22 protein-coding genes are annotated in these 23,960 nt (G+C 72.5%); 7 read left to right on the top strand and 15 right to left on the bottom strand.

Translation table 11 applies throughout. The annotated features are described in order from the left end of the window. Positions 1 to 58: 58 nt before the first annotated feature. From AB0M39_RS15265 to AB0M39_RS15240, 6 genes are all read left to right on the top strand, one after another. Complete coding sequence (locus tag AB0M39_RS15265) at positions 59 to 1,258, top strand: S8 family peptidase (RefSeq protein WP_365364250.1); 1,200 nt, start codon at positions 59 to 61, stop codon at positions 1,256 to 1,258. Between the two features lie 77 nt (positions 1,259 to 1,335). Beyond that, complete coding sequence (locus tag AB0M39_RS15260; RefSeq protein WP_365364248.1) at positions 1,336 to 1,884, top strand: DUF1697 domain-containing protein; 549 nt, start codon at positions 1,336 to 1,338, stop codon at positions 1,882 to 1,884. Then, complete coding sequence (locus tag AB0M39_RS15255; protein WP_365364246.1) at positions 1,877 to 2,266, top strand: nuclear transport factor 2 family protein; 390 nt, start codon at positions 1,877 to 1,879, stop codon at positions 2,264 to 2,266. Before AB0M39_RS15260 ends, AB0M39_RS15255 begins: the two co-directional genes overlap by 8 nt. A gap of 131 nt (positions 2,267 to 2,397) precedes the next feature. Continuing rightward, on the top strand, positions 2,398 to 3,129 hold the full coding sequence (locus tag AB0M39_RS15250) for a DsbA family protein (protein WP_365364244.1): 732 nt from the start codon (positions 2,398 to 2,400) through the stop codon (positions 3,127 to 3,129). Between the two features lie 79 nt (positions 3,130 to 3,208). Next, positions 3,209 to 3,793 (top strand): TIGR03086 family metal-binding protein, encoded by a 585-nt coding sequence (locus AB0M39_RS15245; RefSeq protein WP_365364242.1) that lies wholly within the window; start codon positions 3,209 to 3,211, stop codon positions 3,791 to 3,793. Between the two features lie 92 nt (positions 3,794 to 3,885). Further along, positions 3,886 to 5,409 carry a PQQ-binding-like beta-propeller repeat protein gene (locus tag AB0M39_RS15240; RefSeq protein ID WP_365364240.1) on the top strand — a complete coding sequence of 508 codons (1,524 nt, stop codon included), beginning with the start codon at positions 3,886 to 3,888 and terminating at the stop codon, positions 5,407 to 5,409. Here AB0M39_RS15240 and AB0M39_RS15235 read toward each other — a convergent pair. The 14 genes from AB0M39_RS15235 to AB0M39_RS15170 form a co-directional block, all read right to left on the bottom strand. Next, positions 5,399 to 6,145: a sirohydrochlorin chelatase gene (locus AB0M39_RS15235; protein WP_365364238.1), complete on the bottom strand. Its 747-nt coding sequence runs from the start codon at positions 6,143 to 6,145 to the stop codon at positions 5,399 to 5,401. The genes AB0M39_RS15240 and AB0M39_RS15235 overlap by 11 nt on opposite strands. A gap of 8 nt (positions 6,146 to 6,153) precedes the next feature. Next, the gene (locus tag AB0M39_RS15230; RefSeq protein ID WP_365364236.1) at positions 6,154 to 7,068 is read right to left on the bottom strand and encodes an ABC transporter permease; all 915 of its coding nucleotides are present in this window, start codon (positions 7,066 to 7,068) and stop codon (positions 6,154 to 6,156) included. Further along, positions 7,055 to 7,855 carry an ABC transporter ATP-binding protein gene (locus tag AB0M39_RS15225; RefSeq protein WP_365364234.1) on the bottom strand — a complete coding sequence of 267 codons (801 nt, stop codon included), beginning with the start codon at positions 7,853 to 7,855 and terminating at the stop codon, positions 7,055 to 7,057. The genes AB0M39_RS15230 and AB0M39_RS15225 overlap by 14 nt, the downstream gene beginning before the upstream one ends. 33 nt (positions 7,856 to 7,888) lie before the next feature. After that, entirely contained in the window at positions 7,889 to 9,001 is a 1,113-nt protein-coding gene (locus tag AB0M39_RS15220) for an aliphatic sulfonate ABC transporter substrate-binding protein (protein WP_365364232.1), read from the bottom strand. A 243-nt stretch (positions 9,002 to 9,244) separates the two neighbouring features. Continuing rightward, complete coding sequence (locus tag AB0M39_RS15215; protein WP_365364230.1) at positions 9,245 to 10,591, bottom strand: GTP-binding protein; 1,347 nt, start codon at positions 10,589 to 10,591, stop codon at positions 9,245 to 9,247. A 2-nt stretch (positions 10,592 to 10,593) separates the two neighbouring features. Continuing rightward, complete coding sequence (gene cysD, locus AB0M39_RS15210) at positions 10,594 to 11,532, bottom strand: sulfate adenylyltransferase subunit CysD (protein ID WP_365364228.1); 939 nt, start codon at positions 11,530 to 11,532, stop codon at positions 10,594 to 10,596. Next, positions 11,529 to 12,113 (bottom strand): adenylyl-sulfate kinase, encoded by a 585-nt coding sequence (cysC, locus tag AB0M39_RS15205; protein ID WP_365364226.1) that lies wholly within the window; start codon positions 12,111 to 12,113, stop codon positions 11,529 to 11,531. The genes cysD and cysC overlap by 4 nt, the downstream gene beginning before the upstream one ends. Further along, a complete protein-coding gene (locus AB0M39_RS15200) occupies positions 12,095 to 12,832 on the bottom strand; it encodes a phosphoadenylyl-sulfate reductase (protein WP_365364224.1) in 738 nt (245 codons plus the stop codon). The genes cysC and AB0M39_RS15200 overlap by 19 nt, the downstream gene beginning before the upstream one ends. Beyond that, on the bottom strand, positions 12,829 to 13,008 hold the full coding sequence (locus AB0M39_RS15195) for a hypothetical protein (protein WP_313943447.1): 180 nt from the start codon (positions 13,006 to 13,008) through the stop codon (positions 12,829 to 12,831). The genes AB0M39_RS15200 and AB0M39_RS15195 overlap by 4 nt, the downstream gene beginning before the upstream one ends. Then, positions 13,005 to 14,702: a nitrite/sulfite reductase gene (locus AB0M39_RS15190; protein WP_365364222.1), complete on the bottom strand. Its 1,698-nt coding sequence runs from the start codon at positions 14,700 to 14,702 to the stop codon at positions 13,005 to 13,007. The genes AB0M39_RS15195 and AB0M39_RS15190 overlap by 4 nt, the downstream gene beginning before the upstream one ends. 114 nt (positions 14,703 to 14,816) lie before the next feature. After that, a complete protein-coding gene (locus tag AB0M39_RS15185; protein ID WP_365364357.1) occupies positions 14,817 to 14,900 on the bottom strand; it encodes a putative leader peptide in 84 nt (27 codons plus the stop codon). Between the two features lie 106 nt (positions 14,901 to 15,006). After that, on the bottom strand, positions 15,007 to 15,579 hold the full coding sequence (locus tag AB0M39_RS15180; protein ID WP_365364220.1) for a GNAT family N-acetyltransferase: 573 nt from the start codon (positions 15,577 to 15,579) through the stop codon (positions 15,007 to 15,009). Positions 15,580 to 16,273: 694 nt separating this feature from the next. After that, positions 16,274 to 17,602 (bottom strand): GAF domain-containing protein, encoded by a 1,329-nt coding sequence (locus tag AB0M39_RS15175; protein ID WP_365364355.1) that lies wholly within the window; start codon positions 17,600 to 17,602, stop codon positions 16,274 to 16,276. A 312-nt stretch (positions 17,603 to 17,914) separates the two neighbouring features. Further along, complete coding sequence (locus AB0M39_RS15170) at positions 17,915 to 19,549, bottom strand: acyl-CoA dehydrogenase family protein (protein ID WP_365364218.1); 1,635 nt, start codon at positions 19,547 to 19,549, stop codon at positions 17,915 to 17,917. Positions 19,550 to 19,566: 17 nt separating this feature from the next. Between AB0M39_RS15170 and AB0M39_RS15165 the strand changes: the two genes are divergently transcribed. Further along, on the top strand, positions 19,567 to 20,796 hold the full coding sequence (locus AB0M39_RS15165; protein ID WP_365364216.1) for a YihY/virulence factor BrkB family protein: 1,230 nt from the start codon (positions 19,567 to 19,569) through the stop codon (positions 20,794 to 20,796). Between the two features lie 21 nt (positions 20,797 to 20,817). On the opposite strand, the gene AB0M39_RS15160 is transcribed toward AB0M39_RS15165, so the two are convergent. Then, positions 20,818 to 23,913 (bottom strand): SAV_2336 N-terminal domain-related protein, encoded by a 3,096-nt coding sequence (locus tag AB0M39_RS15160; protein ID WP_365364214.1) that lies wholly within the window; start codon positions 23,911 to 23,913, stop codon positions 20,818 to 20,820. Between the last annotated feature and the right edge of the window lie 47 nt (positions 23,914 to 23,960).

Here is a 23,960-nt window from a genome sequence, read left to right as displayed (position 1 = left end):
AGATTTTCCGTCCGAGGGCCAATCCCCCCACAAATTGATGACGAGGAGCCCCCTCTTCATGGCAACTCACAAGCGCGCGAGCAGGATCAAGTTGACCGCGGCGATTACTGCCGTGGCTGCCGCAGCCGGAGTGACCGTACTCAACACCTCTCTCGCCGGCGCCGCGCCCGCCCCGCAGGGCGTGATCTACGGCGCTGACGCCGAAGGCGCCGTCGCCGGAAGCTACATCGTCATGCTGGACGAGAAGGCCGACAAGCAGGACCTGGCCAAGGAGTACGGCGGCAAGCTGCAGCGCAACTACAGCTCCGCCATCAACGGCTTCTCCGCCAGCGGCCTTTCGGAGACCGAGGCCAAGCGCCTGGCCGCCGACCCGGCCGTCGAGAAGGTCGTCCAGAACAAGAAGTTCTCGATCTCCGCGACCCAGGACAACCCGCCGTCGTGGGGCCTGGACCGCGTCGACCAGGCCGACACCGCCGGCGACAGCAAGTACGCCTACCCGGACAGCGCCGGCGACGGTGTGACGGCGTACGTCATCGACACCGGAGTCCGCGTCTCCCACAAGGACTTCGAGGGACGCGCGACCAGCGGCTTCGACGCCATCGACAACGACGAGTCCGCCGACGACGGCAATGGCCACGGCACCCACGTCGCGGGCACCATCGCGGGCTCCGCCCACGGCGTCGCCAAGAAGGCGAAGATCGTCGCCGTCCGCGTGCTGGACGACAACGGCTCGGGCACCACCGAGCAGGTCGTCGCGGGCATCGACTGGGTCACCAAGAACCACCAGGGCCCGTCCGTCGCCAACCTGAGCCTCGGCGGCGGCGTCGACGAGGCGCTGGACGAGGCGGTCCGCAAGGCCATCGCCGCCGGCGTCACCTTCGGCGTCGCGGCCGGCAACGAGTCCTCGGACGCGGGCCAGGGCTCCCCCTCGCGGGTCAAGGAGGCCATCACGGTCGCCTCCTCCACCAAGGAGGACGCGCAGTCGGACTTCTCCAACTTCGGCCAGGTCGTGGACCTCTACGCCCCCGGCTCGGACATCACCTCGTCGTGGAACGACAGCGACGAGGGCACCAAGACCATCTCCGGCACCTCCATGGCGACGCCCCACGTCGTCGGCGCCGCGGCGGTCTACCTCGCAGGGCACAAGGACGCCACCCCGGAGCAGGTCGCCAACGCCCTGACCGACGGCGCCACGCCCGACAAGATCTCCAACCCCAGCGAGGGCACGCCCAACAAGCTGCTGAAGGTCGTCGAGTAGTCGTCGGCCCTCATCGCTGAACCGGCGGCCGCCGTGCCCTCCCCCCCGGGGCACGGCGGCCGCTTTATGGTGGGCCCATGAGCATCGGATACGCGGCCCTCCTGCGCGGGATCAATGTGGGCGGGCACAAGAAGGTCCCGATGGCCGAGCTGCGCGAGGTGCTCGAGGGACTGGGACACGCCGACGTCGCCACGTATCTGCAGAGCGGAAACGCCGTCTTCACCAGCGACTCGACCGACCAGCAGGCGCTCGCCGAGGCCCTGGAGCGGGCCGTCGAGAAGCGGTTCGGCTTCGCGGTGGGGTGTCTGGTCCGCGACCACGCGTATCTGCGGGCGGTGGCCGAGGACTGCCCCTTCCCCGCCGCCGAGCTGGAGGGCAGGCAGCTGCACGCCACCTATCTGTCCGAGCCGGTCGACGCCGGGCGCTTCGCCTCCGTCGACGCGCAGGCGTATCTGCCGGAGGAGTTCCGGCTCGGCGAGCGGGTGATGTACCTGTACACGCCGAACGGGCTCGGCCGCTCCAAGCTCGCCGAGGCGCTCGGACGGCCCGCGCTCTACAAGGGCGTCATGGCCACCACCCGTAACTGGAACACCGTCGTCAAGCTGGTGGAGCTGACCCGTGACTGACCCCGCCGACGCCGTGGGCGCGGCCATGGAGGGGGAGTTCAGCCTCCTCGACCCGGCGGTGCGCTCCTCGCCGGACCGGCTGGCCAGGCTGCTCCACCCGGAGTTCCGGGAGTTCGGCGTCTCGGGCCGGCTCTGGGACCGGGACTCGATCGTCGCCGCCCTCACCGCCCGCCACGCCTCCGCTGTCCGGCCGATCACCGCCTCGCGGATGAAGGGCGTCCAGCTCGCCCCCGACCTCGTGCATCTGACCTTCGACACCGAGTCCGGCGCCCACCGCGCGCACCGCAGCTCGCTGTGGCGGCTGCTCGACGGCGACTGGCTGCTCTACTTCCACCAGGGCACGCACTTCGGCGAGGAGGACGCCGCGCCGGCTGCCGGCTGACGCGGTGGGGACGGTCACGGGGGTGGACGGTCACCGAGGTGCACGGTCACGGGCCTGGCCGGAACTGGCCCAGTGAACAGGCCGCCAAGTGGCCCGGGATCACGGGCCATTGCCTGGCTAGCCTCGGCTGCATGAGCATTGAGAGAATTGAGAGCACCCAGACCGCTGAGAGCACAGAGACCGCTGAGCTCACCGAGAGCACCGAGACCGCCGCGGCCACCGAGAGCACCGAGCGCACGACGCACACGCCGGCCGCCGCCACGACGGTCGTCGACTTCTTCTTCGACCCGGCCTGCCCCTTCGCCTGGATCTCCTCCCGCTGGATCCTGGAGGTCGAGCGGGAGCGCGAGATAGAGCTGCGCTTCAAGGTGATGAGCCTGTATCTGCACAACGAGGGCAACGAACTGCCCGACTGGTACCGGGAGTTGGTCGACAAGTCGATCGGCCCGGTGCGGGTGGCCGTCGCCGCCGCCGAGCAGCACGGCGACGGAGTCCTGCGCGACCTCTACACCGCCTTCGGCGCCCGCATCCACGAGCAGGGCGCCAAGGACTTCGACGACGTCGTGGCCCAGTCGCTGGCCGAGCTGGGCCTGCCCGCCTCGCTCGCCGAGGCCGCGCACGACACCGCGTACGACCCGGCCGTGCGCACCAGCCACGACGCGGGCAAGGACCCGGCGGCCGGCTCCTACGTCGGCACGCCCACGATCCACGTCGACGGCTCCGTCTGGTTCGGCCCCGTCCTCAACTCGATCCCGCGCGGCGAGGAGGCGGCCCGGCTGTTCGACAGCTTCCGCACCCTCGCCAGCCACTCCGACTTCTTCGAGCTCAAGCGCACCCGCACCGGCAGCCTGAGCTTCGACTGAGACGGCGCCCGGACGCCCCGCCCCCACGCGTCGCGTTTGTTCAAGACCCGGCCCCCTGCCCTTGCCTACCGTCGCCCGTATGGACAAGGACACCGTGTACCCGCATCTGACCGAACTCGCCGCCGAGGCCGCCCGCATCGCCCGCGGAGTCGGCGGCGACCGGCTCGGCGCGCCGACGCCCTGCAAGGGATGGGACGTCCGGGCGCTCGCCAACCACCTCGTCCTGTACTCCGCCCACGGTCTCGAGTATCGCGCCCAGCGCAGGCAGCTCCCCGAGGAGCTCACCGCGCGCGACTTCGCCGCCGAGCCGGACTGGGCGCGGCAGTACGCCCTCCAGCTGGACCGGGCCCTGGCCGCCTGGTCCGAGCCGGTCGCCTGGGAGGGCGAGATCGATCTGGGGTTCACCGCCATGCCCGCGGTCGAGATCGCCTCGCTGATCGCCAAGGAGCTCGCCGTCCACGGCTGGGACCTGGCCCGCGCGAGCGGGCAGGAGCACCGGATCTCGGACGAGGCGGCCGCCCTGGTCCTGACCGTCGTCGAGACGCACGCCGAGGTCTACCGGCAGTACGACGGCTTCTCCGATCCCGTCTCCCTGCCCGACTCCGCCCCCGTCTTCGAGCGGGCGCTCGCGGCCGCCGGGCGCGACCCCCGCTGGAGGGCGTAGCCGGCGCCCCACGCCCTCCCGCTCGATGATCGACTCGGCTGGGGCGGCGGAGCTATGCTCCCCGAGCGTCGCCCCTGGGGAGGGAGCGGCGCATGGGGATTCGAGGGGGCGGGGACGTGGAAGACGGCAGACCGGACGACGACCGGCTGAGACTGGTGCGCGGGGCGCTCTTCGTGGCGCTGGCGGGGGCGGTCGTCGGACTGGCGGTCGCGTTCCACTGGCTGGGCTGGTCGTCGATACCCGGCGGCTCCTGCGGCAGCGCGTACAGCCCCTGCCCCGAGGGCACCACGCCCACGCTCATCCTGGCGTTCGTGCTCACCTTCACCGGGCTGCCGCTCGCGGTCGCCATGGTCGCCGCGCTGAAGCGCGTCAGGCCCGGAAGGACCCTGCCGATGGTTCTGCTGGCGCTGGGCGCGCTATCGGCGGCGTGGCCCGGCAAGCAGTTCTACCTCTGGCTGCGCGGCCCGGTCCTCGACGTCGCATGGGACACCCCCGTCGACCGCCCGAACACGGTGGCGGGCGTGGGCAACTGGGTCCTGGACGGCGCCGTCGTCCGCGTCCGCACCGACGGCCTGATCGCCTACGACCCGCGCGACGGCGCCGGGCGCTGGACGCTCGACGCCCCCGTGCGGGCGTCTGTCTGCGCGATGAGCGACACCGTCTCCCAGGGCGTCGCCGTGATCGGCTTCGGCCGCCACGAGGCCCCCTGCGACACGGTCTGGGGCGTGGACGTCGACAGCGGCCGCAAGCTGTGGGAGCGGAAGATCGACGCCGGCGACCGGACGGGCAGCACGGCCGACGGACGGCTCGCCGCCGACGGCGCGACCGCCGTCGCACTGGAGAGCACGTCGGTGCGCGGCCTCGCCCTGCGCGAGGGAACGCCGAAGTGGCGGACGCCCATGGGCAAGGAGTGCTCTCCGCGCCTCGCGTCCAGCTCGGACGGCGTCACCCGCGTCCTGGTCGAGTGCGTCAAGGACTACGCGTTCCAATCCGTCGACCTCGTGACCCTCGACAGCGCCACCGGAGCGGTCAAGAGCCGCAAGAAGCTGCCCGTCGAGAGCGAGATCGCCGGAGCTCGGGTGATCTCCGCCGAGCCCTTCACCCTCTGGCTGAAGGAGGCGGACGAGCGGGGCGTCAACGCGGTGACGTCCTACGACGCCCAGGGCGCCGAGCGGACCTCGCTGCGGCTGACCCGTCCCGACGAGGACCTCGTCGTCGGGGACGACACGGATGCCTTCGCCGTACGCCCCGCGCTGCTGACCGCGGTCGTCGGCGACACCCTCGTCGCGACGACGAGGAAGCCGGGCGCCGCGGAGGCGACCATGGTCGCCGGCTACTCGCTGAGCGACGGCCGAAGGCTCTGGCACACCACGATGGGCAGCCGGGTCAACGCGTTGACCGTGCTCGGCGCGGAGAAGGCCGCGGTGTTCACCGAGCAGCAGCGGGTCGTGACGATCGACGTCCGTACGGGATCGAAGGACGACGGCGTTCCCGTACGCGAGGCGGGCGACCGGATCTCGGACCGGCCGCAGCTGGTCCGGACGCCCGACGGCTGGATCTTCGTCAACGCCGTGGGCACGGGCGGCGTCCCGCCCGCGATCGCCGTCAGGCGCTGATCGCCAGCCGGTGCTCGGCCGCACTCGCCTCGTCGAAGCGCTGGAGCAGCAGCCGGGCCAGCTCCGGGGACGGGCCGAGGACGTCGGCGAGCACGTCGGCGCCCGACTCCTCGGCCCCGCGGGCGATGCGGTCCGGGAGGAAGCCGGGGGCGATCACGTACGGAGCGACCGCGACCCGCTCGCAGCCCTCGGCGCGCAGCCGGCGCACCGCGTCCTCGGTGCGCGGCAGAGAGGCGGAGGCGAACGCAGGCCGCACGGCGCACCAGCCGGTGCGCCTCAGCTCCCGCGCTATGTCAGCGATCACTGCGATCGCCTCCGGGTCTGTCGAGCCCGCCGAGGCCAGGACCAGCCCCGTCGAGCGCTTGTCGCCGGGCGTGAGCCCCGCGTCGTACAGCCGCTGCTGCACGGCGGAGAGCAGCAGCGGGGACGGGCCGAGCACCTCGGCCTGCCGGACGCGGAGCATCGGCGGCGCCTGGCGCAGCACCGCCGGGATGTCGGCCTTCGCGTGGAAGGCGCGGGTCAGCAGCAGCGGCAGCGCGATCACCTCGCGCACGCCCTCGGCCGCCAGCCGCTCCAGCACCCTCGGCGCCGAGGGCGCGTTGAAGTCCAGGAACCCGGTCTCCACGCGCAGCCCGGGCCGCAGCGACCGCACGCGCCCGGTGAGGGCGTGCACGGTCGCCGCGTGCCGCGGATCGCGGCTGCCGTGGGCGATGACGAGGAGGACCGGGCTGGGCATGGCGTGACTCAGTTCTTGACGAGGAGGCCGCGGCTGCGCAGCACCCACCGCTCCAGCGGACTGAAGATCAGCAGGTCGATCGCGATGCCGACGATCAGGATCAGGATGATGGCGAGGAACACGCCGGGCATGTCGGCGTTGTTGCGGCCGTTCTCCAGCAACTGGCCCAGCCCCAGGCCCAGCTCGGGCGAGGAGGCGATGATCTCGGCGGCCATCAGCGAGCGCCAGGAGAAGGCCCAGCCCTGCTTGAGCCCCGCCACATAGCCGGGCAGCGCCGCCGGGAGCACGATGTGCCAGGTCCCGCGCAGCCCGGTCGCGCCGAGCGTGCGGCCCGCCCGCAGGAACAGCGGCGGCACCTGGTCGACGCCGGACACCAGGCCGTTGGCGATCGACGGCACGGCGCCCAGCAGGATCACGGCGTACATCATCGACGGCTCGAGGCCGAGCCAGATGACGGCAGGCGGCACCCACGCCACCGACGGCAGCGACTGCAGACCCGACAGGATGGGACCGAGGGCCGCCCGGACGAACTTCACCCGGGCGACCAGCAGACCCAGCGGCGTGCCGATGGCGAGCGCCATCAAGAAGCCCAGCAGACCGCGGGAGACGCTGGTCCACACGACCTCGAGCAGCGTGCCCTGCAACCACATCTCGGACACGCTGTCCCACACCGTGGACGGCGCAGGCAGCTTGTACTCCTCGGTGACCTCCGCCAGCACCAGCGCCTGCCACACCACGATGACCAGCGCGACGGCGATCAGCGGCGGCAGGACCTTCTTGACCAGCACCTCGCGCACGGGCGTCCGGGTGGTCTGCACCGCGTCGAGCGCGTCCAGGCCGGCCTCCAGCCCGGCGATGTCGTCGGTCTTGGCAGCCTCGTCCCCGGCCTTGGCGACCTTGGGGCCGGTATCAGTGCTGGCCATGGCGGCGGATCTCCCCACGCAGTTGTTCGGTGATCTCGACGGACAGCTCCGCCACGGCGGTGTCCTCGATGCGACGCGGCTGCTCGATGTCCACCGTCCACTCGTGGGCGATGCGGCCCGGACGCGAGGAGAGCAGCACCACGCGCTGGGCGAGGCGCACCGCCTCGCGCACGTTGTGCGTGACGAAGAGGACCGACACGTTCGTCTCGCGCCAGATCCGGGTCAGCTCGTCGTGCAGCACGTCCCGGGTGATCGCGTCCAGCGCCGCGAACGGCTCGTCCATCAGCAGCAGCTGGCTGTCCTGCGCCAGCGCGCGCGCCATGGCGACGCGCTGGCGCATGCCGCCGGACAGCTCGTGCACCCGCTTGCGGTACGCGCCCTGCAGCCGTACGAGCTCCAGGAGGCGCTCCGCCTCCTCGCGCCGCTCGGCCTTGGGCACGCCCCGCAGCCGCAGCGCCAGCTCGATGTTCTTGCCCGCGGTCAGCCACGGGAACAGCGCGTGCTCCTGGAACATCAGGGCGGGCCGCCCGCCGGGGGTCTCGATGGACCCCACGGTCGGACGGTCGAGCCCCGCGACCAGGTTGAGCAGCGTCGACTTTCCGCAGCCCGACGCCCCCAGGAGGGTGACGAACTCGCCCGGCGCGACATCGAGGGTGATGTCGTCCAGCACCAGCTGCTGTCCCGACGGTCCGGAGAAGGACTTCGAGACGTGCTCGAGACGGGCGGCGTGCAGGGCCGACGTGCGGTCCTCGGCCTGGGCCGTGTCCTTGGTGAGGGTCTGGGCCATGGTCGTCACCTCCTGGTTCTGAGCGGATCGGGCTTACTTGACGCCGAGCGAGGCGTCGGAGACCTCGGGCCTGCCCGCGGCCTTGAGCACCTTGTTGAGCAGGGTGAGGTCGTAGACGCCCTTCAGGTCCGGCTCCTCCAGCAGCCCCGCCTTGACCGCGTGCTCGGCCTGCGTCTGGAGGGTGGCGGCCAGCGGGTCGTCGGTGAACTGGATGGACGGCCACGCCGCGTCGAGCACGTCGCCGGCCAGCGGCTTGCCGGTGAGGGCCGCCAGCTTGTCGTTGGCCGCCTTCTTCGCCTGGTCCGCGTTGGCGTTGATCCACTCGTTGGACTTCACCGAGCCGCGCAGGACCGCCTCGACGACGTCCGGGTGCTCGTTCAGGAACTTCTGCGACACGATGATGTTCGTGATCACGAACTTCTTGTCGGGCCACAGCGTCGACTCGTCCAGCAGGACCTTCGCACCCTCGCTGACCAGCTTGGAGGCGGTCGGCTCAGGCGCCCACGCGCCGTCGATGGCACCGGACTTGTAGGCGTCCGGGGCGACCTTGTTCTCCGTGCGGACCACGGAGACGTCGCCCTTGCCGCTGTCGGCGTCGACCTTCCAGCCGCGCTCGGCGATCCAGTTGAGGAACGCCACGTCCTGGGTGTTGCCCACCTGCGGAGTGGCGATCTTCTTGCCCTTGAGGTCGTCCAGGGTCTTGATCTTGTCCGGGTTGACCACCAGCTTCACGCCGCCCGAGGCGGAGCCGCCGATGATGCGCAGGTTCTTGCCCTTGGACTTGACGTAGCCGTTGATGGACGGCGAGGGGCCGATGAAGCCGATGTCGATGGAGCCCGCGTTGAGGGCCTCGATCTCGGAGGGTCCGGCGTTGAAGGTGGTGGCGGAGAACTTCGTTCCGCCCAGCTCCTTCTGGAAGATGCCCTGCTGGTCGCCGACCAGAGCGGTGGCGTGGGTGAGGTTCGGGAAGTAGCCGACCTTGACGGTGTCGAGACCGTCGACTTTCTCGCCCTTGGCGGCGGGAGCGACGTTGTCGTCCTTCTTCGCCTCGGAGCCGTAGCCGCAGGCGCTGAGCGCCAGGGCCAGCAGCGGCAGTGCGGCGGCGGCGACGAGGCTGCGGCGCAGGGCAGTACGGGTGGCAGGCACGGGAGGCTTTCCTCTCGTTGGCCCGGCGGTCACGACGTCAGGTCGTGGCCGGGAGCTGGGTGCGCCCCCGGACGGTGTCTGGGGGAGGGTCTTCGGCGGTGCGGGTTGCGGGGGGTGTGGGCGCGCGAGCGGTGCGCGTACGTCATCGCGCACATCGCGCCACCCCGCCCGTGCCCGCGCCGAGGGCGCCGCTGCCGACGCGGCCGCCCTCCTTGGCGAAGGTCGCGTAGAAGTCCGTCGTCATCAGAAGTCCCAGCCGTCCTCGTCCTCGACGGGACGCACGGCCTCGGCGGCCGTGGCGAAGGAGTCGCCCGCCATGCCGGCGGCCAGCGTGGTGCCGTCGGCCGGGTCGATCAGCAGGAACGAGCCGGTGCGGCGGGAGTCCGCGTACGAGTCGAGCGCCAGCGGCTCGGCCGTGCGGATCTTGACGAGGCCGATGTCGTTGGCGACCAGCTGCCCGGGGCTCGGGTGCTGGGACAGGTCGTCCAGGGTCAGCCGGGACGGGATCTCCTTGACGATCGCCTTGACCGTGCGGGTGGTGTGCTTGAGCAGCACCCGCTGGCCGACGGCGAGCGGCTGGTCCGCGACATGGCAGACCGTCGCCTCGACGTCCTGCGTGGTCGCCGGGGCGTCGCCGCTCGGCACGATCAGATCGCCGCGCGAGACGTCGACGTCGTCCGCGAGCAGCAGGGTCACCGACTGCGGCGTCCAGGCCACGTCCACCGACTCGCCGAGCAGGTCGATGCCGGCGACCGTCGAGGTCCGGCCCGACGGCAGGACCGTGACCTCCTCGCCGACCCGGAACGTGCCGGCGGCGATCTGGCCCGCGTAGCCGCGGTAGTCGGGGTGCTCGGCGGTCTGCGGACGGATCACGTACTGCACCGGCAGCCGGGCGTGGCAGCCGGTCAGATCGTGGCTGACCGGGACCGTCTCCAGGTGCTCCAGCACGGTCGGGCCGCCGTACCAGTCCATGTTGGCGGAGGGCTCCACCACGTTGTCGCCGGCGAGCGCGGAGATCGGGATCGCGGTGATCTCGGGGACGCCCAGGGAGGCGGCGTACGTCGTGAACTCCTCGGCGATGGCCGCGAAGACGGGCTCCGCGTACTCGACGAGGTCCATCTTGTTCACGGCCAGCACCACGTGCGGGACGCGCAGCAGCGCCGCGATGGCCGCGTGCCGGCGGGTCTGCTCGACGACTCCGTTGCGGGCGTCGACCAGGACCACGGTCAGCTCGGCGGTCGAGGCGCCGGTGACCATGTTCCGGGTGTACTGCACATGGCCCGGGGTGTCGGCGAGGATGAACCGCCTGCGCGGGGTGGCGAAGTAGCGGTACGCGACGTCGATGGTGATGCCCTGCTCGCGCTCGGCGCGCAGGCCGTCGGTGAGCAGCGCGAGGTCGGGCGCCTCCTGGCCGCGCGAGCGGGAGGCGTGCTCCACGGCCTCCAGCTGGTCGGTCAGGACCGACTTGGAGTCGTGCAGCAGCCGGCCCACCAGGGTGGACTTGCCGTCGTCGACGGAACCCGCGGTGGCGAAGCGCAGCAGCGTGGTGGCCGACAGCTGCTCGGCCAGCTGCCCAGTTGAGCTGGTCATGGTTAGAAGTACCCTTCGCGCTTGCGGTCTTCCATCGCGGCCTCGGACATCTTGTCGTCGGCGCGGGTCGCGCCCCGCTCGGTGAGGCGGGAGGCGGCGATCTCGGCGATCACGGCGTCCAGCGTGGTGGCGTCGGAGTCGACGGCGCCGGTGCAGGACATGTCGCCCACCGTGCGGTAGCGGATCAGCCGCGTCTCGACGGTCTCGGCGTCCTTCGGGCCGCCCCACTCGCCGGCGGTCAGCCACATGCCGCTGCGGGAGAACACCTCGCGCTCGTGCGCGAAGTAGATCGCGGGCAGCTCGATCTTCTCGCGCTGGATGTACTGCCACACGTCGAGCTCGGTCCAGTTGGACAGCGGGAAGACGCGGACGTGCTCGCCGGGCGCGTGGCGGCCGTTGTAGAGCTGCCACAGCTCGGGCCGCTGCCGGCGCGGGTCCCACTGCGAGAACTCGTCGCGCAGCGAGAACACCCGCTCCTTGGCCCGGGCCTTCTCCTCGTCCCGGCGCCCGCCGCCGAACACCGCGTCGAAGCGGTGCGCCTGGATGGCCTCGGTCAGCGGCACGGTCTGCAGCGGGTTGCGGGTCCCGTCGGGGCGCTCGCGCAGCTTCCCGGCGTCGATGTACTCCTGCACGGACGCGACGTGGAGCCGCAGCCCGTGCTCGGCGACCGTGCGGTCGCGGTATTCCAGGACCTCGGGGAAGTTGTGCCCGGTGTCCACGTGCAGCAGCGAGAACGGCACCGCCGCCGGCGCGAACGCCTTCAGCGCGAGGTGCAGCATGACGATCGAGTCCTTGCCGCCGGAGAAGAGGATCACCGGCCGCTCGAACTCGCCCGCGACCTCGCGGAAGATGTGCACGGCCTCGGACTCGAGGGCGTCGAGGTGCGACAGCGCGTACGGCGCGTCCGTTCCCTCGTGCAGATGGGCGACGGTGGTCGTCATGCCAGACCCCTCTCGGTGAGCAGCGCGTGCAGGGCGGAGGCCGACTCCTGCACGGACTGCGTGTGCGACTCGATACGCAGGTCCGGGGACTGCGGCGCCTCGTACGGGTCGTCGACCCCGGTCAGCCCGGAGATCTCGCCCGCCGCCTGCTTGGCGTACAGACCCTTCACATCGCGTTCGGAGCAGACCTCCACCGGAGTGGCGACATGCACCTCGAGGTACGCGGTGCCCTCGCTCTGGTGGCGCCCCCGGACGGCCTCGCGGCTGTCCTGGTACGGCGCGATGACCGGCACGAGCGCCTTGACGCCGTTGGAGGCCAGCAGCTCGGCGACGAAGCCGATCCGCTGGACGTTGGTGTGGCGGTCCTCGCGGGTGAAGCCGAGGCCGGCGGAGAGGAACTCCCGGATCTCGTCGCCGTCGAGGACCTCCACACGGTGGCCCTCGGCGCGCAGCCGGTCCGCCAGCTCGTAGGCGATGGTGGTCTTGCCCGCGCTCGGCAGACCGGTCAGCCAGACAGTGGCCCCAGTCACGTGCTCGCTCTCCTGACTGTTTCGATCGTCGGTCATCCGTGCAGCCCGCATTCGGTCTTGCCCCGGCCGGCCCAGCGGCCGGCGCGCGCGTCCTCGCCCTCCAGCACCCGGCGGGTGCAGGGCGCGCAGCCCACGGAGGCGTAGCCGTCCATCAGCAGGGGGTTGGTGAGGACGCCGTGCTCGGCGACGTAGGCGTCCACGTCCTCCTGCGTCCAGCGGGCGATCGGGGAGACCTTGACCTTCTGGCGCTTCTCGTCCCAGCCGACGACCGGGGTGTTCGCCCGGGTGGGGGACTCGTCGCGGCGCAGGCCCGTCGCCCATGCGTCGTACGCGGTCAGGCCCTCCTCCAGCGGCTTGACCTTGCGCAGCGCGCAGCACAGGTCCGGGTCGCGGTCGTGCAGCCGGGGGCCGTGCTCGGCGTCCTGCTCGGCGACCGTCTGACGCGGGGTCAGCGTGATGAGGTTGACGTCCATCACGGCCTCGACGGCGTCCCGGGTCCCGATGGTCTCCGGGAAGTGGTAGCCCGTGTCGAGGAAGACGACGTCGACGCCTGGCAGGACGCGGGAGGCGAGGTGCGCGACCACGGCGTCCTCCATGGAGGAGGTGACGCAGAAGCGCGGCCCGAAGACGTCGGCCGCCCACTTCAGGATCTCCAGGGGCGAGGCCTCCTCGAGGTCGTGCCCGGCCTGCTCGGCGAGCGCCTTCAGATCCGTCGTGGCCTGAGCGGTCTGAGCCTTCTGAGCAGTCTGAGTCGTCTGAGTCGTCGTCATATCTCGTCCCCTCCACCGTCGTTGCGCTGAAGTCCACGGGTCAGCAGCCCGAGGAACTTCAGCTGGAAGGCTCGATTGCAGGCTGCGCATTCCCAGGCGCCGTGGCCCTGCTCGTTGGGACGCAGGTCCTCGTCGCCGCAGTAGGGGCAGTAGAAGGGCGCGGCGCGCTCGCTCATGACAGAGCCTCCTCGGAGGCGCGGGCCGTCCAGGTCGCGAAGCGCTCGCCGTCCTCGCGCTCCGCCTGGAAGCGCTTGAGGACCCGCTCGACGTAGTCGGGCAGCTCGGCGGAGGTGACCTTCAGACCGCGCACCTTGCGACCGAAGCCGGCCTCCAGGCCCAGCGCGCCGCCCAGGTGCACCTGGAAGCCCTCGACCTGGTTGCCGTCCTTGTCCAGCATCAGCTGGCCCTTGAGACCGATGTCCGCCACCTGGATACGTGCGCAGGCGTTGGGGCAGCCGTTGAGGTTGATCGTGATCGGCTCGTCGAAGTCGGGGACGCGGCGCTCCAGCTCGTCGATCAGCGACGCGCCGCGCGCCTTGGTCTCCACGATCGCCAGCTTGCAGAACTCGATGCCGGTGCAGGCCATCGTGCCCCGGCGGAACGGCGAGGCGTCGACCCGCAGGTCCAGGGACTCCAGGCCCGAGACGAGCGAGGCGACCTGCTCCTCGGCCACGTCGAGCACGATCATCTTCTGCTCGGTGGTGGTGCGCAGCCGGCCCGAGCCGTGCGCCTCGGCGAGCTCGGCGATCTTCGTCAGGGTGGCGCCGTCGACGCGGCCGACGCGCGGGGCGAAGCCGACGTAGAAGCGGCCGTCCTTCTGCCGGTGCACGCCGAGGTGGTCGCGCCACGTCCCGCTGGGCTGCTCGGGCGCGGGGCCGTCGACGAGCTGGTACTTGAGGTACTCGTCCTCCAGGACCTGGCGGAACTTCTCCGGGCCCCAGTCGGCGACCAGGAACTTCAGACGGGCGCGGGTGCGCAGCCGCCGGTAGCCGTAGTCGCGGAAGATGCCGATGACGCCGCCGTACACGTCCGGCACCTCGTCCAGCGGCACCCAGGCGCCGAGGCGGACGCCGAGCCGGGGGTTGGTGGACAGGCCGCCGCCGACCCACAGGTCGAAGCCGGGCCCGTGCTCGGGGTGGTCGACGCCGACGAAGGCGATGTCGTTGATCTCGTGCGCGACGTCGAGCTGCGGGGAGCCGGAGATGGCCGTCTTGAACTTGCGCGGCAGGTTGGAGTACGCGGGGTTGCCGATGAAGCGGCGGTGGATCTCGTCGATGGCGGACGAGCCGTCGATGATCTCGTTCTCGGCGACGCCCGCCACGGGCGAGCCGAGGATGGTGCGGGGCGTGTCGCCGCAGGCCTCGGTGGTGGAGAGCCCGACGGCCTCCAGCCGTCGCCAGATCTCCGGGACGTCCTCGATGCGGATCCAGTGGTACTGCACGTTCTGCCGGTCGGTGATGTCGGCGGTCCCGCGCGCGAACTCCTGGGAGATCTCGCCGATGACCCGCAGCTGCTCGGTGGTCAGCCGGCCGCCGTCGATGCGGACGCGGAGCATGAAGTACTCGTCGTCCAGCTCCTCCGGCTCCAGGATCGCGGTCTTGCCGCCGTCGATCCCGGGCTTGCGCTGGGTGTACAGGCCCCACCAGCGCATCCGGCCGCGCAGGTCCGCGCCGTCGATCGAGTCGAAGCCGCGGTGGGCGTAGATCGTCTCAATGCGTGTCCGCACATTGAGACCGTCGTCGTCCCGCTTGGTCTGCTCGTTGGCGTTCAGGGGCGTCATGTGGCCAACTGCCCACTGACCCTCGCCACGGTGACGCCCGGCCTTGCGGCGGGGCGCGGCGGGAGCGGGCTTTTCGGGGGTGGCGGCCATGGCGGTATGTCCTTCGAGACTGCAGGAGGGCGGCTCTGAGCTGCACACTCGCTACGGGCGCAGCGGTGCGCAGGGATACTTCGATGAGGGGGAACGTGCGGCGGTGCTGGGCTGTCAGCAGGCCGGACAGATGGCGCTGGACATGCGGCCGAGGTCGACGTGCCGCCGACTCACCAAGGCAGTTCCAGCTCGAGACATGACGGAAGCGTGTCATGTGGATCCGAGGCCAGTCCACCATCGTCCAAGATGTGGACAACACTGTCCCGCATCGCGAGACAGTGTGGTGTGGGTCACCGCTCGACGCTCAGCCGTGCGCCCCCGGCCAGGGACCGGGCGTCTGCGTCGCCTCGGGCAGCTCCTCGGTCTTGGTGTCGAAGAGCGTGAAGCCCCGGCGCAGATAGTTGTCCATGGCATGCGGTCCGTCCAGCGAGCAGGTGTGCAGCCACACGCGCTTCGTCGGCGACAGCTCCGGGTGCCGTTCGGCCAGGTCCCAGGCCCTGGCGATGCCGTACGAGAGCAGATGGCCGCCTATCCGCCGCCCGCGGAAGGCAGGGATCAGCCCGAAGTAGAGGATCTCGACGGCGCCCTCGGCCTGCGCCTGAAGCTCCACATAGCCGGCCGGCGTGCCCTTCTCGTACGCCACCCAGGTCTCCGTGCCCGGCCTGCCCAGCTCCTCCGCCCACTGCGCGTACGTCGCCGCCAGCCGGTCGGTCCAGAAGATGTCGCCGCCGACCGCCGTATAGAGGAAGCGGCTGAACTCGGGAGAGGGCGTCTCGGCCCGGACGATCCGCACATCGTCGCCCTCCGGCTCCCGGGCGGGCCGCAGATCGGCGGGCGAGGTCTGGTGGAGGGACCAGGTGGTCACAGTGATGCTCATGAGCGCCAGGGAACCACGCCGGCGTTTTCCGGCCAAACGCCTTCGGGGCGGGGCGGTGCGGTGCGGTGCGGGGCGCGGGAGGGTCGGCGTCGGGTGCGGGCCGGCTTCGGTGTGCCACGGCACCTGGTTTGTGGCCTCCGGCCACGGCGTGCGGCTTCCGGCCCTTCGGCACGGCGTGTGGCTTCCGGCCTTCGGCACGGCGTGTGGCTTCCGGCCTTCGGGCACGGCGTGTGGCTTCCGGCCCTTCGGGCACGGCGTGTGGCTTCCGGCTGTCCGGGCCCCCGCGTCTCCCGCCGTCCGGGCCACCGGCCTGTGGCCTCGGGCCCTCCGTGCCCCGGGCCTTCCGGCGTCTGGGCCTCCGGCTTTGGCCTACAGGCCTCCACGCGCCCTGGCCTTTCCGGGCCTCCGGTCTCCCGGCCTTCCGGCCTCCGCGCCCGGGCCTCCGGCTTCCTGGGCCTCCCGGCCCGTGGCCCCGGGCATCCCGCCCCTCCGGGCCTCCCGCCCTCCGGGCCTCCCGCCCTCCGGGCTTCCCGCCCTCCGGGCCTCCCGCCCTCCGGGCTTCCCGCCCTCCGGGCCTCCTGCCTTCCGGGCCCGTGGCCCCGGGCTTCCCAGCCCCTGACTCAGTCGCCCCGCTCAGCCGTCCCATGGCGTCCGCGCTCCGCCCTCCCCGGCCCCCGCCCCCACTCGCCCCCGCTCAGCCGTCCCGCGGCGCCCGTGCCCCGACCTCGCCGGCCCCGGCTCCCCGCGCCCTTGCCCGTAGTACCGCCGGGGCCGTTGAGTGGGGCAGTAAGTCGGCCGGCAGGTGTGGGCCCAGCAGTTCGACCTCGACGTCGTCGGCGAAGCGGTACGGGCGGTGGGCCAGGACTCCGGCGAGCTTCCGTCGCAGCCGCGACATCTCCGCCCGGACCGTCACCGTGCGCGTCGGGTCCCCGAAGACGTCCTGTGCCAGCTGGGCCGCGGTCCGGCCGTCCCGGTGCAGCGCCAGGACATAGAGGAGCTCCGCGTGGCGCGGGCTCAGCTCCTGCGCCCAGCTGCCCGCCGCGCCCGACAGGGTCACCCGGGCCCGGCGGGGCCGGCTCAGGTCTAGTACCGCGCGCCTGGCCGCCGGCTCCGCCGCGTCCCGCTCGTCCACCCGCACCAGCCAGCCGCCGGGCAGCGGCTCGATCCCGCACATGCCGAGCGCCGGCAGCCAGAGCCGGCCGCCGCCGGCGAGCGACCTCGGCAGCTGGAGCCGCCCGGGCGGCGGCATGCCGATCACGGCGGCCGGCCAGCCGTTGGCGTCCACGGCCAGCGCCCGGCCGCCCAGCCTGCTCAGCAGCGGGGCCGCCACGCTGCGCAGCTGCTCCAGCGCAGCGAAGTGCCGGTTGCGCAGCTCCGCCTCCGCGAGCCGGGTGACCGCGGTGACCAGGGAGAGCGTCGAGGGGTGCATGGTCGACACCGGTCCGCTGACGTCGACGACGCCGATCAGCCGCCCGTCGCGGGGATCGGTGATCGGCGCCCCCGCGCAGGTCCAGTTGTGGTGGGTGGAGACGAAGTGCTCGGCCGAGTGGACCTGCACCGGCCGGCGGGCGACCAGGGGAGTCCCCACGCCGTTCGTGCCGACGAGGTCCTCCTTCCAGTCCGCGCCCAGCACGAAGCCGTGCGCGTCGCCCTTGCGCAGCACGGCCGCGCTGCCCTCGCGCCACAGCAGCCGCCCGTCGGCGTCCGCGACGACCATGATGTGCTGCGCGGCCTCCGCGCTGGCCACCAGACCCTCGCGCAGCACCGGCAGCACCTCCCGCAGGGGCGAGTCCCGTCTGCGGCGCTCGATCTCCGCCAACGGCAGGATCCCGGCTCTGCGGTCCCGGTCGGGGTCCAGGCCGCCGCGCAGCAGCCGCTGCCACGACTCGCCGATGTCCGCCCGGGGCTCGATCTGCGAGGCCCGGCCGGACAGCGCGGCCTCGCGCACGCCCTTCAGCAGTCGGGCGGCCTCCGCGCCGTCCATGGCGGCGAGCCCTGCCATGTCGATCGATGTGTTCTGCACTGGGTCCTCCAGGGCGACGCCAGCGTCCGGTGCGGGGGGCTGGCTCAATCGTGCTCCTCCCCGCCGCCGCACGGGCCGATTTGCGCCACAAGGCTGCAACCCTCTGCAACTCTCGCGAACGGGTGTGCGCCTGTACGAAAGTGACGGAGTACCGGTTCGCCGGTGAGCCGTGGCCGCACCCGCACCGCCCAGTGAGCGTGGGGCGCACGGCAGCGCGCGGGGTGGTGCCGTGTCGGCGCAGCACCACCCCGGGCATCCGTCCCCCCGGGCATCCGTCGTCGTAGAGCCCGGGTCAGGCCCTCAGGCTGCCCCTCAGGCCTCGGGGCGCGCCCGCTCGACGATCGAGGCCAGATCCAGCGTGTGCGGCAGGGTGCCGAACGCCGAGCCCCAGTCCCCGCCGAGCCGGGACGCGCAGAACGCGTCCGCGACCTCGGGCGGCGCGAACCGCGCCAGCAGCGACCCCTGGAGCACCAGGGCCATCCGCTCGACGACCCGGCGGGCCCGCGCCTCGATGCCGTCCAGATCGGCCAGCTCGGTCAGCAGGCCCTTGATCGCCGCGTCCAGCCGGTGGTCCGCGCCGCGCGCCCTGCCGACCTCCTGGAGGAAGGCGTTCAGCGCCTGCGGCTGGCTCTGGAGCGCCCGCAGCGCGTCGAGCGCCTGCACATTGCCCGAGCCCTCCCAGATCGAGTTGAGCGGCGACTCGCGCAGCAGCCGGGGCATCCCCGACTCCTCGACGTACCCGTTCCCGCCCAGACACTCCAGGGCCTCCACGACGAGGGGAGTGCAGCGCTTGGTCACCCAGTACTTGGCGGCGGGCACCGCGAGCCGCAGGAAAGCCCGCTCCTCCTCCGTGTCCGCGTCGTACGCGGCGGCCAGCCGCAGCGCCAGCGTCGTCGCGGCCTCCGACTCCAGCGCCAGATCGGCCAGTACGTTGCGCATCAGCGGCTTGTCGACCAGCAGCCCGCCGAACGCGCTGCGGCGCCCGGCGTGGTGGACCGCCTGCGTGACGGACTGCCGCATCAGCGCGGCCGACCCGGTCACACAGTCCAGCCGGGTCGCCGCCACCATCTCGATGATGGTGCGCACCCCGCGCCCCTCCTCGCCGACCCGGCGCGCCCACGTCCCGTCGAACTCGACCTCGCTCGAGGCGTTGGAACGGTTGCCCAGCTTGTCCTTCAGCCGCTGGATCCGGAACACGTTCCGGCCGGCGTCCGGAAGCACCCGCGGGACCAGGAAGCAGGTCAGGCCCCCGGGCGCCTGGGCGAGGACCAGGAAGCCGTCGGACATCGGCGCGGAGCAGAACCACTTGTGGCCGGTGAGGAGATACTCCCCGTCGCCGCCCACCGGCTCCGCGCGCGTCGTGTTCGCCCGGACGTCGCTGCCGCCCTGCTTCTCCGTCATCGCCATCCCGAACAGCGCCCCGGACATCTCCTGAGGGGGCCGCAGGTCCCTCTCGTACACCGGCGAGGTCAGCCGCGGCTCCCACTCCGCCGCGAGCCGAGGATCCGTGCGCAGCGCGGGCACGGCCGCGTGCGTCATCGACACCGGGCAGCCGTGCCCGGCCTCGACCTGCGACCAGACCAGGAAGCCGGCCGCCCGCCGCACATGCCCGGCCGGCCGTCCCCAGGCGCCGGTGAGGCCCGAGCTGACCGCCTTGCCGAGCAGCCGGTGCCAGGCGGGGTGGAACTCCACCTCGTCGATCCGGTGCCCGTACCGGTCGTGCGTCCGCAGTCTCGGCGGATTCTCGTTGGCCAGCGCCCCCCACTCCTGGGCCTGGGCGGAGCCCGCCGCGGCGCCGAGCGTGGAGAGCTCTTCCTGTACGCCGTCGAGGAGTTCCGGCGCGACATGCCGTTCCACGCCCTCGGTCAGGGCACGGTCACAGGCGTAGACGTCGTACCCGACCAGGGGCGGAGCCTGGTTGGTCACTGTGTGGGTGGTGGCTGCCATGCCGATACGGTAAGGAGGTGCAGGCAGCAAACGAAACACCCGAGCGGCCGCGGGGCCGACTCCACCGGGCCCGAGTCCTCTACCGCAACGTCTCCAAGCGGAAGATGGCGTGGCTGCTGCTGAAGGACACCGTCAATTCGTGCATCGAGTACCGCATCCTCGGCCTCGCGGCCGAGGCGGCCTTCTTCACGCTGCTGTCCCTGCCGCCGCTCCTCCTCGGCTTGATCGGCCTCCTCGGCTACATCGACGACTGGACCAACACCACCACCGTCGCCTCCATCGAGCAGAACATCCTGACCGCGGTCGGCACGGTCCTGTCCGACCGGGGCGTCAACGAGATCGCCAAGCCGCTGCTGGAGGACGTCACCCACGGCGGCCGGCCCGACATCATCTCCATCGGCTTCGCCCTCGCCCTGTGGTCGGGCTCGCGGGCGGTGAACGTCTTCATCGACACCATCACCGTGATGTACGGCCTCGACGGCCAGCGCGGCATCGTCGCCACCCGGCTGCTGGCCTTCCTGCTCTACATCGTGGCGCTGCTGATCGGCGCGGTGGTGCTGCCGCTGGCGGTGGTCGGGCCCGACCGGGTGGTGGAGCTGATGCCGTGGGGCACGGAAGTCGTCAGCGTCCTGTACTGGCCCGTGGTCATCGTGCTCTCCATCGCCTTCCTGACCACGCTGTACCACGTGTCCGTGCCGGTGCGCTCGCCCTGGATCGAGGACGTCCCGGGCGCGCTGGTGGCGCTGGCGATGTGGGTGCTCGGCAGCCTCCTGCTCCGGGTCTACCTCACCAGCACGGTGGAGGGCCCGACGATCTACGGCTCGCTCGCGGCCCCCATCGCCGTCCTGCTGTGGATCGGACTCACCGCCTTCGCCGTCCTGGTGGGCGCGGCGGTCAACGCCGCGATCGACCACGTCTGGCCCTCGGTCGCCACGGCCGCGGCCCGAGCGGCCAACGAGCGGGTGCGCGCCGCCCAGGCGGCGGAGATCCTGGCCCGGGCGAGGGCGGCGCACGTCTTCGGCGACGAGGACGACGACGATGACGACGAGGACGGCGGCGGGGACATGCCCTCGGAGTTCCCGGAGCGGTGGTCGCGCTTCCTGCCGCCGGACGACGTGAAGTCGAGGCTGCACACGGGCCGCGACAACGGCCGCGACAACGGCAGGGACACCGGCAAGGACCAGGGCAAGGACGACGCCCGCGAGAACGGCAAGGACAACGGCCGGGAGCGGGAGACCAAGGAGTAGAGGAGTAGCGGAGCAGGGGCGTCAGGGGCGCGGGGGGCCGCCGGCGGCCAGGGTGAAGGACTTCTGGCGGCCCGAGGACTGACCCGGCATGCGCCCCCGCACCGCCAGGAAGCCGCGCCCCGGCGGATGCTGTGCGGCGACGGCCTCGGACACGTTGACGGCCGCGCACAGGGCCGCGTACGGAGACTCCTGCACGAGCGGCAGATACTGGGCGATCTCGCTGTTCCACTCCGCGACCAGGACGCGCAGCAGCGTCGAGCCCGCGCCCCGGGGCACCTCCTGCGGCAGCGTCTGAAGCGCCCAGTCGAGCACGTCGGGCACGGAGCGGGTACGCGGGACCTCCAGCCGGATCACGAAGGACGCGCGGTCGCCGAGCCTGCCCTGGTGTGCCAGCAGACGCGCCTTGAAGAACAGGCTCGCCGAGGCTTCGAGGGACGTCGCATACCGCTGGACCCGCAGCTCGCCGGGCGGCGGGGCGAGCTCCATGACGATCCAGACGGAGCCCGGATACGACGCGGGCGTGCGCAGCAGCTCGTCCCGGGGCGCCGTCAGGGACGCGCGCCAGTCCAGCATCGCCTGCCGCCGCTCCCACGCCCAGTCGCCCGGGACCTCCGCGAGCGGCACGTCGTTCCACAGCGCGAACGCCCGCTCCAGCCAGAGCACCGCGAGCGCGGGATCGGCGCGCTTCTGCGCCGCCTCGGCGGCCTGCACGCACTGCTCGGCCTCGACGATGTCCAGCTCGGCGCGCTCGAGGTCCAGGGCGAAGCCGTCGTCCCGGGCGTAGACGAGATGCCCCTGCGCCTGGAGGTCGCCGACGGCGTCCTCCAGCACGACCCTGGCCTCCTCCGCGAGGGTGCGCAGCTCGGCCTCGGGGACCGGGGCGCCGCGCGCCAGCAGCAGCCGGGCCAGCACCGAGCGGTGCTCGGGCCGGACGGTATCGGTCCCATAGCTCTTCTCGGCCTCCACCAGGGGCGAGCCCAGCACGCGGTAGTGCCGGCGACGGACCACCGCGCGCGGCGGCTCGGCGCGGTCCGTCGACGCGCGCAGTCGGTCCGCCCCCAGACGCCGTTGGACGCCGCTGCCGGCGAGCAGTTCGAGGACCGCCCGGCCGGGGACCTCGGGCAGGCCGGCCTCCTGAGGGCTGAGGCCCTTGTACCCGGCGGCCAGATGGGCCAGGAAGACCCTCGGAGCATCCTGGCCGGCGAACGCGTACGTCCCCGTCAGCATCTCGTACAGCACGCACCCCAGCGAGTACAGGTCGATCTCCGGGACGGTGCTGGCGGACCTGATGCGCTCGGGAGCGAGATAGCGGGGAGTGCCGGGCATGCCGAGGACGAGTCTGGTGCGCTGCGGGTCCCACACCACGTCGGTGACGGTCGCGTCGGGGTTCTGGGTCGTCGACCAGGCGGACCACTCGACGCCGTAGTCGCACAGGACGGGGCCGCGCTCGGCAGAGAGCAGGATGTTGGCGGGCTTGACGTCGCCGTGCACGTACCCCGCCGCGTGCAGCGCGTCGAGCCCGGCGAGCAGGTCGCGGCCCCACGCGGTGACGCGGTCCGCGCGCAGGCCCGAGGGACTGCGGGCCAGCAGGTCCTGCAGCGTGTCGCCCTCCACCAGCTCCATGACCAGATAGCAGGAGTCGCCCTCCATGAACCCGTCGTACACGGCGGCCAGATGGGGGGAGCGCAGCAGCGGGGAGTCCGCCAGCTGGTACGCCCGCGCCACGAACGCCGCCCCGGTCGTGCGCCGGGTCTCGTTCGAGACGTCCCCGTGGAAGCGGTAGCTCTTGACGCAGACCATGTGCCCGCGATGGGTGTCGTATCCGGCCCAGACCTCGCCGACGGCGCCGGTGCTGATCCGCCGCCGCAGCTCGAACCGGTCGGCGAGCACGGTCGGCGCCGCCTGCTGTCCGCGCACGGTCTCCGGCCCCCGCAGCAGCCGTACGCTCTCCGGGCTCACCAGTGCGAACGGATCCCCCATCGGCGCCCCGGCCGACCCGCCGCCCCGGCCCGCCACGAGCGCGCGGAACTCGCCCGGGACCGCGCCCGCGCGGGACTCGATCTGGGCGCTGACCCGGCCCAGCAGCCGGGTCGTGGCCGCCAGCGACGTACGCGGCAGGGTGCCCAGCAGCACCTCGCGCACGCCCGGGCGGAAGTCGTACGACCCCGCCGGCGCGTCCGGCAGCGTACGGAGCATGCCGCTCAGCACCACCTCCGCCAGATGCCGTGGCTCCGGGTGCTCCTCGATGGCCGCCTGCACCAGCCGCATCACCGGCAGGTGCGCCGTGCCGACCGCCAGATGGGCCGCCAGCCGGAACGCCTGGGGCGAGGCCAGCGAGCGGAACCGCAGCACCAGTTCCTCCGGCTCGACCCGGTCCGGGTCGAGCGCGTCCTCGCCGGGCGCCTCCGGCGGGCGCGGGAGCGCGCGGGCCGCCGAGCCCGGGTACCGCGTGCCGCCGGAGGAGGCCAGCAGCGAGGCCCAGTTGCCGAGCCAGGACGGCGAGGGCTCCAGCACCGGGACCGGGGCGCCGCGCTCGCCCTCGCTCCACTCGTACGGGACGAAGTCGAGCGCCGCGTTCGCCGCGCCGGGCCCCGGAGCGGCCAGCATGCCCGCCCTCGGCGGGAACGCCGTGTGCTGCCACAGCCGTTCGGGCAGCGGCTGGACGACGGCGACCGGCAGCTCGTCCGTCCAGGCGCGCAGCGTGCCGTACCAGCGCCGTCCTGCCGGACCGGCGCGCCACTGCGGGCCCATGCAGTCGCTGACCACCAGCACGGCGGTACGCCCCCGCTCCCAGTGCCCGTGCGGCACCGCGCCGTCCGGGCCGAGGGCCACGGTGTCGACCGTGCGGAACGCGCCCGTCTGAGCGAGAGCGGTCCGCAGATCGCGCAGCAGGGGCCGCCACATCGTCATGGTGGGGCCCGCGTCGAGGACGAAGCGCAGATGCAGCCAGCGCTCCCGGCGCGGCCGGAGCACCGGCAGCCACAGCTCGCGCCGTGCGCCCAGCGCGGCGATCCGGTGCGCGGTCTCGGCCTCGTCCAGCTCCCAGCCCCGCGCGCCGGCGACCGTGCGGCGCAGCGGCCGCATCGCGCGCTGGACCGCCAGCGGTCTGGCGTCCATTGCCTGAGCAGGCCGTCAGAGCGAGTGCTCCGGCGACGGCCAGGGCG

The organism is Streptomyces sp. NPDC051907 (assembly GCF_040681075.1).
GTDB lineage: Bacteria > Actinomycetota > Actinomycetes > Streptomycetales > Streptomycetaceae > Streptomyces.
The sequence above is the reverse complement of the archived record's forward strand: the minus strand, read 5'-3'. Positions and strand labels throughout refer to the sequence as shown.